Source organism: Streptomyces sp. NPDC045899, from assembly GCF_056431485.1.
In genome coordinates, this window is the sequence record NZ_JBWKKP010000031.1 from 78,124 (window position 1) to 91,945 (window position 13,822).

At 71.3% G+C, this 13,822-nt stretch carries 13 protein-coding genes; 6 read left to right on the plus strand and 7 right to left on the minus strand.

Features of this window, described 5'->3' with window-relative positions; all coding sequences use genetic code 11:
- The first annotated feature begins 359 nt into the window (after positions 1-359).
- A complete protein-coding gene (locus AC07FT_RS32405) occupies positions 360-878 on the plus strand; it encodes an anthrone oxygenase family protein (RefSeq protein ID WP_479179605.1) in 519 nt (172 codons plus the stop codon).
- A gap of 101 nt (positions 879-979) precedes the next feature.
- Positions 980-1,867, plus strand: a complete 888-nt coding sequence (locus AC07FT_RS32410; RefSeq protein WP_479179607.1) for a DUF2268 domain-containing putative Zn-dependent protease — start codon at positions 980-982, stop codon at positions 1,865-1,867.
- A gap of 101 nt (positions 1,868-1,968) precedes the next feature.
- Here AC07FT_RS32410 and AC07FT_RS32415 read toward each other — a convergent pair whose 3' ends face one another.
- Entirely contained in the window at positions 1,969-3,156 is a 1,188-nt protein-coding gene (locus AC07FT_RS32415) for a GDSL-type esterase/lipase family protein (RefSeq protein WP_479179609.1), read from the minus strand.
- A 61-nt stretch (positions 3,157-3,217) separates the two neighbouring features.
- Positions 3,218-3,787, minus strand: coding sequence for a TetR/AcrR family transcriptional regulator (locus AC07FT_RS32420; protein ID WP_254749194.1), 570 nt, complete (start codon positions 3,785-3,787; stop codon positions 3,218-3,220).
- A gap of 70 nt (positions 3,788-3,857) precedes the next feature.
- Between AC07FT_RS32420 and AC07FT_RS32425 the strand changes: the two genes are divergently transcribed.
- The 4 genes from AC07FT_RS32425 (at position 3,858) to AC07FT_RS32440 (ending at position 6,142) form a co-directional block, all read left to right on the plus strand.
- Positions 3,858-4,349, plus strand: coding sequence for an FBP domain-containing protein (locus AC07FT_RS32425; protein ID WP_479179610.1), 492 nt, complete (start codon positions 3,858-3,860; stop codon positions 4,347-4,349).
- A 102-nt stretch (positions 4,350-4,451) separates the two neighbouring features.
- The gene (locus AC07FT_RS32430) at positions 4,452-4,781 is read left to right on the plus strand and encodes a deoxyxylulose-5-phosphate synthase (RefSeq protein WP_479179612.1); all 330 of its coding nucleotides are present in this window, start codon (positions 4,452-4,454) and stop codon (positions 4,779-4,781) included.
- Between the two features lie 95 nt (positions 4,782-4,876).
- A complete protein-coding gene (locus AC07FT_RS32435) occupies positions 4,877-5,332 on the plus strand; it encodes a GNAT family N-acetyltransferase (protein WP_479179614.1) in 456 nt (151 codons plus the stop codon).
- 147 nt (positions 5,333-5,479) lie between these two features.
- Positions 5,480-6,142, plus strand: a complete 663-nt coding sequence (locus AC07FT_RS32440) for an O-methyltransferase (RefSeq protein ID WP_479179615.1) — start codon at positions 5,480-5,482, stop codon at positions 6,140-6,142.
- 70 nt (positions 6,143-6,212) lie between these two features.
- Here AC07FT_RS32440 and AC07FT_RS32445 read toward each other — a convergent pair whose 3' ends face one another.
- The 5 genes from AC07FT_RS32445 to AC07FT_RS32465 are packed head-to-tail and all read right to left on the minus strand — an operon-like array spanning position 6,213 to position 13,805.
- Positions 6,213-7,328, minus strand: coding sequence for an HAD-IIIC family phosphatase (locus tag AC07FT_RS32445; RefSeq protein WP_479179616.1), 1,116 nt, complete (start codon positions 7,326-7,328; stop codon positions 6,213-6,215).
- A gap of 11 nt (positions 7,329-7,339) precedes the next feature.
- Positions 7,340-8,476: an acyl-CoA dehydrogenase family protein gene (locus tag AC07FT_RS32450; protein WP_479179618.1), complete on the minus strand. Its 1,137-nt coding sequence runs from the start codon at positions 8,474-8,476 to the stop codon at positions 7,340-7,342.
- Positions 8,469-8,792 (minus strand): acyl carrier protein, encoded by a 324-nt coding sequence (locus AC07FT_RS32455; protein ID WP_479179620.1) that lies wholly within the window; start codon positions 8,790-8,792, stop codon positions 8,469-8,471. Before AC07FT_RS32455 ends, AC07FT_RS32450 begins: the two co-directional genes overlap by 8 nt.
- Positions 8,792-9,676 (minus strand): 3-hydroxyacyl-CoA dehydrogenase family protein, encoded by an 885-nt coding sequence (locus AC07FT_RS32460; RefSeq protein WP_479179622.1) that lies wholly within the window; start codon positions 9,674-9,676, stop codon positions 8,792-8,794. Before AC07FT_RS32460 ends, AC07FT_RS32455 begins: the two co-directional genes overlap by 1 nt.
- A 28-nt stretch (positions 9,677-9,704) precedes the next feature.
- Complete coding sequence (locus tag AC07FT_RS32465) at positions 9,705-13,805, minus strand: SDR family NAD(P)-dependent oxidoreductase (RefSeq protein ID WP_479179623.1); 4,101 nt, start codon at positions 13,803-13,805, stop codon at positions 9,705-9,707.
- Between the last annotated feature and the right edge of the window lie 17 nt (positions 13,806-13,822).

The following is a 13,822-nucleotide window of genomic DNA, read 5'->3' on the forward strand; positions in this document are numbered from 1 at the left end:
GTCAGCGGGAATCAATGGTCGAAACACCGCGCGACTTCACACGTTCCCGCCGACACCATGTCGTGGCACTGTATGGAGCACGATGTCGGATATTCACCGATCTGATGGACGCCGCCAGCACCAGGAAATCTCGGCATGAGCCGTTGCAATTTCCATATGCAAGCGACCGCGACTGACCCCCTTGCCGCAGCCGCGTGTTCGCTTCCCCGGGCGGATCGGTGAAAAGTGACGGGATATTCAGTGAAGGTGATCGGAGTTCCTGTGCGCACGCCGTCGTCCGCGCCTGGACGCTCGCGTATGGGGCTGAGCCTCTCGGCCATGGCCCGCCCCATCGATGCCGGTGTTGGCTGGAGGGCATGATGAACCACCACACCCTGCAGACCCCCGCCCTGATCGCCGCGACCGTCGCCACCGGCCTGAGCGCGGGCCTGTTCTACGGATACGCGTGCTCGGTGATGCCCGGCCTGGCACGGGCCGAGGACCGCACCTTCATCGACGCGATGCAGCGCATCAACGTGGCCATCCTCAACGGCTGGTTCGCCTTGGTCTTCGCGGGAGCCCTGCTGCTGGCCGTCCTGGCCGGGACACTGCATCTGCGGGGCGCGGGGCGTCCGGCACTGCCGTGGATCGTGGCCGCGGTGGTGCTCTACCTGGTGATGCTGGTCATCACCGTCCGGGTCAACGTACCCCTCAACAATGCCCTCGCCGACGCCGGACATCCCGACCGGATCACCGATCTGTCCGCGGTCCGCGAGCGGTTCGAGGCGCGGTGGGTGCGCTGGAACATCATCCGCGCGGTCACCTCCACCACCGCCTTCGGTCTGCTGGTCTATGCCCTGGCCACGACCGGCCGCGGACTGCCCCGCGGCGGCGCCTGAGGGGACGGCCGTCCCTGGGCGCTCGGGACGTGGCGAAGGACGCGCGGGGACGTGGCGGAGGCTTGCACCTCACGTGGCGTGAGGACCTACCGTCACGGGGCATGAAGATCATTGTTCATGACACGGCGTCCGCCATGCTCGAGCTCCTCGGGCGGCCGCTGGAGGAGCGGGCCGACGCGCTGCGCGAGATGCTCGAGCCGCTGCGGAGCGCGATGTCCGTCATGGGGGACATGGATCTGGTCCAACTGCACCAGATGGGCAGCGGCTTCCGGCTCGACCGTGAGGACCCGCGGTATCTGCCCGCCCTGCGGCAGATGATGGAGGCGGGGGTGTGGCGGCGGATCGAGGAGTCCCTCACCGCCGCGTGGGAACGGATCAGCGGTGCGGTGCCGGGGATCGGGCACGCGGAGACCGTCCATGTCGTCCTGGTGCTCGGGGACCCCGACGACGACCACCTGACGGTGCGCAGCGCCGGGTACTTCGGATCGGGCGGCATCCCCGGTTCGATCCATCTGCTGATGTGGCCCACCGAGACCAGCCTCGCGAAGATCGGCCACGCCGCCGCACACGAACTGCACCACAACGTGCGCTACGCGAACGTGGTCTGGAACCCGGCGACCGTCACCGTCGGCGAACACGTCGTGGCGGAGGGGCTGGCGGAGGCGTTCGTAAGGGAGCTGGCCGGTGAGGGGGCCCTGGGGCCGTGGTCCAGCGCCCTGACCGGCGCCGGGCTGGACAGCGCTCATGACCGGATCACCAGCGATATCGATGTGGCCGGGATGCAGAACCTGACCGGCTACGTCCTCGGCGACGCCACGGCGCGGCGGATGGGGCAGCCCACGGTGGGGCTGCCGGATTTCGCCGGGTACGCGGTCGGGCTGCGGATAGTGGACGCGCACCTGGCGGCTTCCGGTCTGACCGCTGCCGAGAGCACCGCCCTGCCCGCGCGCGAGATCCTGGTCAACGCGGGGGTGCGGACGAGCGCCTGACCGCCGTGGCGGGTGGGCCGTCGCCACCGATCCGGGAGACCAGACCGGCACGTTCGGCTCTCCTCGGCGGACCTTGACCCGAAGACACATGGCTGGACGCCCTAGTGAGCCCATCGCGACAGACGCCCGCTGGAGGCAAAAGCCGCCTCGGCGAAGCGTTCCCCCATGCGGCGGTGGGTGGCGGCGTCCGGGTGGAGCCCGTCGGGCAGCGGCAGTTCACCGGTGTCCGCCTCGCCGTAGAGCTCACGGCCGTCGAGGTGGTGGAGGTGCGGATCCGCTGCCGCACGCTGCTCCACGATCCTCGCCAGCTCGTCCCGGATGACGCCGAGGGTCAGCTTTCCGCTCGCGCGCTCCGCCGGATCACCCGCGGCCCGGAACCGGAGTTGTCCCGTGGCGAGCGCGCCGAGGTCGGGGACGCTGGGGCCGGGGGTGTCCTCGTGGAGCGGACACAGGATGGGCGAGATGACCAGCAGCGGGGTGGTGGGGTGTCCTTCGCGGAGGGTGTCGAGGAAACCGTGCACGGCCGGGGTGAAAGCGCGCAGCCGCATCAGATCGGTGTTGACCAGGTTGATGCCGATCTTGAGGCTGATCAGGTCGGCGGGCGTGTCCCGCAGGGCGCGGGCGGTGAACGGGTCGAGCAGGGCACTGCCGCCCAGGCCCAGGTTGACCAGTTCCACCCCGCCGAGGGCGGCGGCGAGCGCGGGCCATGTGGTGGTGGGACTCGCGGCGTCGGAGCCATGGCTGATCGAACTGCCGTGGTGCAGCCAGACGGGACGGCCCGTGGCGGGAGCGGGTTCAATGGGGGCGTCGGTACGCAGGGCGACGAGTTCGGTGGTCTCGTTGTGCGGCAGCCAGATCTCGACATCCTTCACCGCGCCGGACAGACCGGTGAAGCGGAGAGTGCCCACCGGGCCGGACCGGCTGGTGGCGGTACCGGCGGCCATGTCGACGGTCAGCGTGTCGCCGCCGGTGACGCTTCCCTGGCCGGCCGGTCGGCCGTCGACGAGCAGGTCGTACACACCGTCCGGGCGCGGCGGGGCGCCCACGTAGACGCGCTTGGTGGGCAGCGTGTCCAGTTCGACGGCGGTGGCCCGGGTCCGGAAGACCAGCCGGACACCGGAGGGCTGGGATTCCGCCATGGCGAGCTGTGCGTCGGTGCACTGGGCGCGGGCCCGGGCGGGCAGCCGGTGCGGCAGCACGCCGCGCGCGGTGTGCTCCAGGTCGAGGGCTCCGCGCAGGAGGTCCGCGGTGATGGGCGTGGTGATCCAGTCGTACTCGGTGGTGTGCATCGTCCCAGCCTGTCGGAGGTTGCGTGCGGGATCCGCTGACGGTCCGTGACACCGGCGCGCGTCAGCGCTCGGGCCAGTTCCGCAGCAGGGCGTCGAGCGCGTCCAGGATCCGCGACCAGGTCTCCTGGGTGTCGGGGGCGCTGTGGCTGAACCCTCCCCCCATCTCCAGGCTGACGTAGCCGTGGAAGACGCTGCCCAGCAGCCGGACCGCATGGGTCTGGTCCGGTTCGGTCAGGTCGTAGCCGCGCAGGATCGCGCGCGTCATCCGGGCGTGCCGGACACCGGCGCTGGCGGCAGCCGCTTCCGGATCGAGCCGGAGCTGAGCGGCGGCGTAGCGGCCGGGGTGCTCCCGGGCGTAGTCGCGGTAGACGTTCGCCAGGGCGGCGAGGGCATCCTTGGCGGACCGCCCGGCCAGGGCCTCGGCGGCCCGGTCGGCGAGCTCCTCCAGCGCGAGGAGGGCGATCCGGGTCCTGAGGTCCTGGGAGTTCTTCACATGCGAGTAGAGGCTCGCGACCTTGACGTCGAACCTCCTGGCCAGCTCCGAGACGGTCACCTGGTCGAATCCGACCTCATCGGCCAGCTCCGCGCCCGCCCGGGTCAGACGCTCCGCGTTCAGTCCCGCGTATGCCATGTCGCTCCCTCCGCCTGCCTGAAGCGATTATGCATTTGCCTAATACCTTTAGGCAAACTAGCCTGCCATTATGGAACCGCTGACCGGGCAAGAGATACGTGCCGCGTTCGTCAACTGCACCAAGGGCGAGGCGAAGCGCCTGTACATCCCCCGCGATCTGGCCGACCGGCCCTGGGAGGATCTGGACTTCCTCGGCTGGCGCGACCCCCAGGCCCACGACCGCGCCTACCTGGTCACCGTGGTGGACGACCGCCCCCGGGCCCTCGCGCTGCGCTCCCCCGGACTCGCCTCGGCACACCGGCGGCGCAGTATGTGCTCGATATGTCTGACCTCCCACACCGGCGGGGTCTCGCTGATGGTCGCGCCAAAGGCGGGAAGGGCCCGGCAGCAGGGGAACTCGGTCGGCAGCTATCTCTGCGACGACCTGGCCTGCTCGCTGTACGTGCGAGGGAAGAAGGACGCGGGTGTCGGTTCGCGGCCGCAGGAATCGCTGACCCTGGAGGAGAAGATCGAGCGGACGGTGGCGAACGTGGCCGCGTTCATCGCGAAGGTGACCGGCTGAGGCGGCGCGCTCCGGGCACCGAGGCTCAAGACCGGGGCCCCGAGACCGGGACCAGGGAAAATAGTGTCGCTCACCGCCGCCGGGGAACCTAGCCTGGAGCGCATGTCGCATGGGAAGACCTCGTATGTGTGCCTGCCGTGCCGGGTCTCGTACAAACAGCCCTACCTCGGTGACCACGAACGGCGCTGCCCGCGCTGCGCGGAACCGCTGATGCACGCGGGGTCCGCCTTCGCCGCGCCGCGGCGGCGGGACACGCAGGGGTGGCGGGTCGCGTCCGTACTGCTCCACGCGGGCGTGCGGTTCCACAAGAGCTGCTGCGGCGGCCCCGGCTACCGTCCGCGCACCCTCCGCGAGGTACGCGAACGCATGGCGTACGCCCGGACCACCGGAGAGCCGTTCCGCCGGGCGCTGATGCGCCCCGAGCTCCCCTGACCACCCACCACGACGGCCCCAGAACCCCGGGACTGATCACACTGAACCGCGCACCCGCCCTGTCCCTCATCCCTCTCCGCTTCTCCCCACAAGAGATGGCCGAGGTGACGGATCTCTACGCGAGCAACCCCGGGTACTGCCGGGCCGCGGGTGAGTACGACCCCGAGCACGTTCCCACCGACCGGCTCGAGGCCGACCTGCGCGAGGAGGCGGAGGGCGAGGGCTGCGAAGTGCTGCTGGCGCGCGAGCGCCACGGACGGCTCGTCGGCCTCGTCTGCCTCCTCGATCGCCACCCCACCGACGGCTTCCCCTGGATCGGGCTGCTCATGGTGCACGGCGATCTGCACCGCCAGGGCATGGGACGACGCCTCACGGCCGTGGTGGAGGAACGGCTCCGGGAACGGCGGCACCGGGGTGTCCGGCTGGCCGTGCTGGAGAACAACCCGTCGGCCACGGTCTTCTGGAACTCCCTGGGCTGGCGGGAGATCGACCGCCGGGCCGACAACCAGTACGGCCGCCCCTGTGTCGTGATGCACAGGCAACTGCTCTGAACGGAAGCGGTGTCCGGAAGATTTCGCACATCAGTACAGGAGTCCTCCGGAAACCGCTCCCCACCCACTTTCCGGTGCGCCGACCATAAAATGACCTCGCATCATTTTCATCGAATTCCGGAGAGAACAGAGGGGGTTGCATCACCCATGGCCCAGCAGATAGACGCAACGGAGGAGCTCCTTTCCTATGTCAGGGACGTCTCCCTGCGGGACGACGACATCCTGAGCGGGCTGCGCGAGGAGACCGCACAGCTCCCCGGGGGCGCCGCATTGCAAGTCATGGCGGAAGAGGGGCAGTTACTGGCCCTGCTGGTGCGGCTGACCGGTGCCCGGCGGGTTCTGGAGATCGGGACGTTCACCGGATACAGCACCCTGTGCATGGCGCGCGCCGTGCCCCTCGACGGGCAGGTCGTGACCTGCGACATCACGGACCGGTGGCCGGCGGTCGGGGCCGAGTACTGGAAACGGGACGGGGTGGAGGGACGAATCGACCTGCGGATCGGGGACGCCGTCGAGACACTGGACACGCTGCTGGACGAGCGCGGCACCGAGGCGTTCGACATGGTGTTCATCGACGCCGACAAGTCCGGTTATCCGGTGTATTACGAGAAGGCGCTCGGACTGACCCGGTCCGGCGGACTGCTGGTCATCGACAACACGCTCTTCTTCGGCCGCGTCGCCGATCCGCTGGCCGACGATCCCGATACCGCGGCGGTACGGGAACTCAACGCGAAACTGTCGGGGGACGAGCGCGTGGACATTTCTCTCCTGGTGATGGCCGACGGCATCACCCTCGCCCGTAAACGCTGAATTCCCGAACGTACGCCGACAGGCCGTGAGCCCGGTACGCGCCTCGACGCGTACCGGGCTCACCGCCGGTTCAGACCCGGCCGGGCACGGCTTCCCCCCTCTCCACCGCCAGGTCGACCGCGGTGACGCGTATGGTCGCGGAGGCCGGGCGCGGCTCGGGGCGCAGATGCAGGCGCTGGAGGCCGGCGGCGCCCCTACGGCGGAGGGTGTCCGCGCATCCGCACGGATCCTCCTCGAACCCGGCGAACCGGTAGGCGATCTCCATCATCCGGTTGCGGTCGGTGGGCCTGAAGTCGGCCACCAGATGGACCCCCGCACCGGACGCCTGGCCGGTGAGCCAGTTCAGCACCGTGGCTCCGACACCGAAGGACACCACCCGGCAGGAGGTCGCGAGGAGTTTGAGGTGCCAGACCCCGGGGTGGCGCTCCAGGAGCAGCACCCCCACGGCGCCATGCGGTCCGAAGCGGTCGGTGAGCGTGACCACCAGCACCTCATGGGCGTCATCGGTGAGCAGCCGCCGCAGATCGGCGTCTCCGTAGTGCACACCGGTGGCGTTCATCTGGCTGGTGCGCAGGGTGAGTTCCTCGACACGGGAGAGCTCCTCCTCGGTGGCCCGGCCGATCCGCAGGTCGAGGTCGAGCGAGCGCAGGAAGTCCTCGTCCGGCCCGGTGGCATCCGCCCGCGCCGCCTCGCGACGGAAGCCCGCCTGGTACATCTCGCGCCGCCGCCCGGAGTCCACGGTCCGCAGGGCGGGGGTGAACTCCGGCAGCCGCGACAGCTCCGCCACCGCTTCGGCCGGATAGCAGCGCACATCGGGCAGGTGGTGGGTGACCTCGGCACGCTCCGCGGGCTGGTCGTCGATGAAGGCGATGGTGGTCGGCGCGAAGTTCAGGGTGTCGGCGATGCGCCGCACCGACCCTGACTTCGGGCCCCAGCCGATCTCCGGCAGGACGAAGTACTCGGCGACACCGAGCTTCTCCAGCTGTGCCCAGGCCAGGTCGTGGTCGTTCTTGCTGGCGACCGACTGGAGGATGCCACGGGCGTCGAGTTCGGCGACGGTCTCCCGCACCGCGTCGGACAGCACCACCTCACCGTCCTCCAGCAGCGTGCCCTGCCACAGGGTGTTGTCCAGGTCCCACACCAGGCACTTGACCAGGGGGAGGAGATCGCTGTCGGGGGTGTTCACTCCGGTTCCCTTCACGCGGCGCTTCCCAGGACGTGCCGGGCCAGCATGAGCTGGCAGATCTCATTGCTGCCCTCGATGATTTCCATCAGCTTGGCGTCCCGGTAGGCACGGGCGACCAGATGGGAGTCACGGGCCCCGGCCGAGGCGAGCACCTGGACGGCGGTGGCCGCCCCGCGGGCCGCGTTGCCCGCGCTGATGTGTTTGGCCAGGACCGTGGCCATGACCTGGTCCGGGGAGCCTTCGTCCCAGCAGCGGGAGGCATGCTCACAGACACGGGTCGCGGTCTGCTCGGCGACGAGCAGTTCGGCGAGGTGGCGGGCGACGAGCTGGTGTTCCCCGAGGGGTACGCCGAACTGCTCGCGGACGGTGGCGTGGCGGGCGGCCGCGGTGAGACAGCCGCGCAGGATGCCCACGCTCCCCCAGGCGACCGACATCCGACCGTAGGCGAGGGCGGTGGTGACCAGCAGGGGAAGGGGCAGGGCCGCCCCGCCGAGCACATGGGTCAGCGGAACGCGGACCTCATCGAGGGTGATGTCGGCGTGGCCCGCCGCCCTGCAGCCCAGCGGATCGGGGACGCGGTCGACCCGGACCCCACGGGTGGAGGCGGGGACCACGACGGCCACCGCCCCCTCCTCCTGGGCGTCAAGGTCGCCGTCGTCCTCGAACATGCCGAACAGCACCAGCAGATCCGCGTAGTGGGCGGCGGTCACCCACACCTTGTGCCCGTCGAGGACCACCGTGTCTCCATCGCGCCGGACACGGGTGGACATGGCGGCCAGATCGCTTCCGGCACCGCGTTCGCTGAAGCCGATCGCGGCCAGTTCACCGCCGGTCAGCAGCGGCAGGAAGTCCGAGCGCTGCTCGGGGGTGCCGAACCGTTCGACGGTCCAGGCGGCCATGCCCTGGGAGGTCATCACGCTCCGCACGGAACTGCACAGACTGCCGACATGTGCGGTGTACGCCCCGTTGGCCGCGCTGTCGAGCCCCCAGCCCCCGTAGGTGGCCGGGACCTGTCCGCACAGCCGTCCGTCGGCGCCCAGCTTGCGCAGCAGGGCCACCGGCAGCGCTCCGGTGCGGTCCCACTCCTCGGCGTCGCCGGCGATCAGCCCGGTGATCTCGGTGCTGGCGAAGGAGATCGGATCAGTCACCGGTTCCTCCGGCCGCCGCCTGGAGGCGGTGGACCAGCTCGGTCATCGACACCACCGTGCGGAAGTTGTCGAGCCGCAGGTCCTTGCCGCGGATCGCGACACCGAACGACTTCTCCAGGTGCACCACGAGTTCCATGGCGAACAGCGAGGACTGGCCACCGGAGGCGAAGATGTCCGTCTCGGGCTGCCAGGTGCGCTTGGTGCGCGTCTGCAGGAAGCGCAGGATGTCCTTCTGCACGTCCCTTTCCGTCTGGTCCGCCGTAGGCACGGTCGACGCGGTCCGGGTGGTGATCCGGCCCTGGGTGTGGGTGTCCATCAGTTCTCCTCCTGGTAGTCGTAGAAACCACGGCCGGACTTCCGGCCGAGTTCGCCGCGCCGGACCTTGTCGAGCAGCAGGTCGCAGGGGCGGCATCCGTCGTCTCCGGTGTGCTGGTGCAGTACGCGGAGCGAGTCGACGAGGTTGTCGATGCCGATCAGGTCGGCGGTGCGCAGAGGGCCGGTGGGATGGCCGAGACAGCCCTCCATCAGGGCGTCGACGGCCTCGGCGGTGGCGGTGCCTTCCTGCACCACACGGGCCGCGTCGTTGATCATCGGGTGCAGCACCCGGCTGGTGACAAAGCCGGGCGCGTCCCTGACCACGACCTGCCGCCGGTCGAGGGCGGTGAGGAGCTCACCGGCCGCGGCCATGGTGGCGGCAGCGGTCCGGGCGCCCTGGATGACCTCCACGGTCGGGATGAGGTACGGCGGGTTCATGAAGTGGGTGCCGATGACGTCCTCGGGGCGTTCGGCACAGCCCGCGAGCTCGTCGATGGGGATCGACGAGGTGTTGGAGATCAGCGGCGTACCGGGGAGGACGCGGGCCGAGACCTCCGCGAGGGCCTTGGCCTTGAGTCCGGTGTCCTCGGTGATGGCCTCGATCACGGCGGTGACCCCACCGATACCGCCGGTGGTGGTCGCGGTCTCCAGGGGGCCGGTACGGACGTCCGGCGGCAGGGTGCCCATCAGCTGCGCGATGCGCAGCTCGTGGTCGATGGCGCCGCCCGCCCGGTCCAGCTTGTCCCGGTCGGTGTCGATGAGCAGCACCGGCAATCCGTGGCCGAGCGCGAGGGCGGTGATGCCCACCCCCATCACTCCGGCGCCGAGCACGGCGATCCGGTGGGCGTGCGACGGATGGGATTCCTGAGGTGGTTCTGCTGGCATGGGCCTCTCCTGGGGGCTTGGGGGTCGGTCAGCCGTGTGCCGGGACGGCAGGCTGGCCGGAAACGGTGGTGAGCCAGTCGCGGATGGCCTGAGCGGTGGTCGCGACGTGCTGTTCCATGAGGGTGAAGTGGTCGCCGGGTACGTCCACGACGGTGTGGGCGGTGGGCCAGGACGCGCGCCACTCCCCCGCTCCGGGGTCCGGGCGCCCGAGGGGTTCGGTCGCCCGGACCAGCAGGGTGGGCGCCGCGACGACAGGGAGGGACCAGTCGTCGAGGATGCGGAAGTAGCGCCCCATGGCGGTGAGCCGGGTGTCGTCCATCGGGGCGGCCCGGTCCTCGCGCGCGAACATCCCACCGATCAGTACGTCGTTGAACTGCGTGATCCCCTGGTTGTGGGACAGGTAGGTGTCGATGAGGACCACCGCCCTCGGTCCCGCGCCGAGTTCCTCCAGCCGGGCGGCGACACCGTGCGCCAGCGTGCCGCCCGAGGAGGAGCCGGTGAGGATCAGCGGCCGGTCCCCCACCGTCTCGAGCAGGGTCCGGGCCTGGAAGTCCAGCAGGGCGGCCATATCGGCGGGCACCGGCTCACCGGGCAGAAAACCGGGGGCCGCCAGGGCGCTGACGCCGAAGTGGTCACGGAAGTGCGAGGCGAAGCGCGCGTACTGATGGGCGCCCCCGAGCGCCACGACGGAGCCGAAGCACACCACCTCCGGAGCGGTGTCGTGTGGACTCAGCCGCAGCAGCCGGGGGCGGGCATCGGCGCTGAGCAGTTCCTCACCGGTACGGATGTCGGGGCGCAGCGCCGAGGCGTTCTTGAGCAGGGCCAGACCCTCGTCGGTGCGGCCCAGTTCGCAGGCCTGCCGGAACAGGGTGGCCACCGGGCCCGTCGCCTCGGGTGCCGCGGTCTCCTCGGTGCGCTCGGCCTCGTCCGGCACGTCAGCCGCGGACAGTTGGGTGTGCAGCAGTTCGGCGAGCCGGGCCGGGGTGCCGCTGTCGAAGACGGCGGTAGGGCGCAACCGCAGTCCGGTGCGGGCGGCGAGCCGGTTGCGCAGTTCCACGGCGGTCAGCGAGTCGAAGCCGACGGAGAGGAACGCGTCGTCCAGGTCAAGGGCGGCGGCTCCGGTGTGTCCGAGCACATCGGCGGCCTCCGCGAGGACGAGTTCACGCAGGATCCCGGGGTGTTCCTGCGCCGTGGCCGCCGCGAGCCGCTGCCGCAGCGGACTCTGGTCGGCCGTCGGGTGGGGACGGGCGGGCGTGCGGACCAGCGAGCGCAGCAGCGGGGGCACCTCGGTGCCGCGGTAGGCCGCCAGGTCGAGGTGGACGGGGACGAGGTGGGGCTCACCGGTGGTGAGCGCGGTGTCGAAGAGCGCGACACCGTCCTCGTCGGACAGGCCGTGCACACCGCTGCGGACCATCCGGCGCAGATCGGTGTCGGAGAGTTCGGCGGTGAGGCCGCCGCGCCGCTCCCACAGCCCCCAGGCCAGTGAGGTGGCGGGCAGTCCTTCGCGGTGGCGGGCGGTCATCAGGGCGTCGAGGGAGGCATTGGCCGCGGCGTAGGTGGCCTGACCGGGGCTGCCGAGGACACCCGCGGCCGAGGAGTAGACGACGAAGGCCGTCAGGTCCAGGTGGCGGGTCAGCTCGTGCAGATGCCAGGTGCCGTCGACCTTCGGCCGCAGGACGGCGCTCAGCCTCTCGGGCGTCTGGGCCTCCAGCAGTCCGTCGTCGAGGACGCCCGCGGTGTGGACGACGGCGCGCAGCGGACACCGTGCGGGAACGTCCGCCAGAACCTCGGTCAGGGCGTGCCGGTCGGTCACGTCACAGGCGATGACGGTGACATGGGCCCCCGCCGCGGTGAGCTCCGCCACCAGCTCGCCGGTCCCGGGGGCATCGTCGCCCCGACGGCCGATGAGCAGCAGATGACGTACCCCGTACCGGTGGACCAGGTGCCGGGCGGTGATCCCGGCGAGGACGCCGCCCGCGCCGGTGATCAGGACGGTGGCCTCGGGGTCGAACGGCCCGGTGTCCGGAACGGCGGCGGCAAGGGTCAGCGAGGGCTGGCGGATGAGTCGTGGCACGGTCAGCACACCGTCGCGCAGGGCGAGTTGGGGTTCATCAGCGGCGAGTGCGCCGGGCAGGGCGGCGGCGGTGGCGTCCGGGTCGTCGGTGTCCAGCAGGAGGAACCGGCCGGGGTGTTCGAGCTGGGCGGAGCGCAGCAGGCCCCAGACGGCGGCGCCCGCGAGGTCCACCGGTTCGTCACGGCCGGGGCCGGTGGCGCCACGGGTGAGGACCACCAGTGGCACGGTGGTGGTGGCGGGGTCCGCCAGCCAGCCGCGGAGCCGCTCCAGGACGGTGGCGGTGACGGTGTGAACGGCTTCGGGACCGTCCGCTCCGGTCGGCGGGCACGGCAGCAGCGCGGCGGTGGACCCGGCGGTCCGGTTCGCGGCGCCGTCCGTCAGGGGTTCGGCGAACCCTTCGGGCAGCAGCCGCCCGTCGTGTTCCCCGAGGAGCGTCCAGCGGCGTGACGCGGCGGTGGGGACCGTGATCGGGGACCAGGTCAGCCGGTGGAGGGAACGGTCGGTGGCTCGCGGCGCGGCGAAGGAGGCCGGACGGACCGTCAGCGTTGCGATCTCCGCCACGGTCTGACCGTCCTCGTCGGTGACGCTCACGGAGACCGCGTCGGTCCCGGCGGGGCGCAGGGCCACCCGCACGGTGCGGCCCGGTGTGGCGACGAGGTCCACGTCGTGCCAGGAGAACGGCAGGGGTGGTTGGGCGGAGTGCTGGTCCGCCGCGGTGGCGCGGAGGCCGACCGTCTGCAGTGCGGCGTCCAGCAGCGCGGGATGGACGGCGAATCCGGTGGCCCAGGTGTCGGACACGGCGTCGGGCAGGGTCGCCTCGGCGAAGACCTCCTCGCCCCTGCTCCATGCGGAGCGCAGCCCTTGGAAGGCAGGGCCGTACTCGATGCCCTGCGCGTCCAGCGCGCTGTACAGCTCCTCGACGCTCAGGGCGGCGGCTCCGGCTGGGGGCCACACCGGGTCCTGGGCCGGGTGTGCCGGCAGGCCGGGGGTGAGGTGGCCGGTCGCGTGGGGTGTCCAGGGGTCCTGGGCCGTGGCCGACTCGGAACGCGAGTGGAAGGACAGGGCGCGGCGGCCGTCGGGGTCCGCGGCGGAGACGGTGAGCCGCAGATGGACACCGCCGTCGGTGGCGGCCTCGGGAAGGGTCAGCGGCGCGGCGAGGGTGAGTTCCTCGATCCGCGGACAGTCCAGCCGCCGTCCCGCGTGGGCGGCCATCTCGACGAAGGCCACCCCGGGGAGCAGTACCGTGCCCAGGACGGTGTGGTCGGTGAGCCAGGGGTGGGTGGTGGCGGAGATCCTGCCGGTGAAGACGGTCCCGCCGTCCTCCGGCAGCTCGACCGCCGCGCTGAGCAGGGGGTGGCCGGTGCCGGACTGGCCGGTGGCGCCGGGGTCGCCGCCGCGCCGGCCCGCGTCGAGCCAGTACCTCTGCCGCTGGAAGGCGTAGGTGGGCAGGGGGACCCGGCGGGCGCCGCCCGTCGGGTAGGCGGGCCGCCAGTCGACGGGCAGCCCGGCGGTGTACGCCTCGGCGAGGGACAGCAGCATGCGCCGGGGCCCGCCGTCGTCACGGCGCAGAGTGCCGATCACCGCGGTGTCGTCGGCCCCCGCCTCGGCGGCGGTGTCCGCGATACCCCAGGTGATGGTGGGATGCGGGCTGATCTCCAGGAAGGTGCGGTGGCCCGCGTCGAGGAGACGCTCTACGGCGGTGTGCAGCCGGACGGGTTCGCGCAGATTGCGGTACCAGTAGGCGGCGTCCAGGGTGCCGGTGTCACACCAGGTGGCGTCGACGGTCGAGTAGTACGGGACCGCGGACCGGGCCGGGGTGACACCGGCCAGCGAGGTCAGCAGGGTGTCCCGGATCTCCTCGACCTGCGCGGAGTGCGAGGCGTAGTCCACGGGCATCACCCGGGCCGCGACATTGTCCGCGACCAGCCGCCGCACGACCTCCTCGACGGCCTCGGTGTCACCCGCCAGTACCGTGGCCGACGGGCCGTTGACCGCGGCCACCGACAACCGCTCACCCCACGGCTCCAGATACGGACCCAGGTCGGCGGCCGGCAACTGGACCGATGCCATCC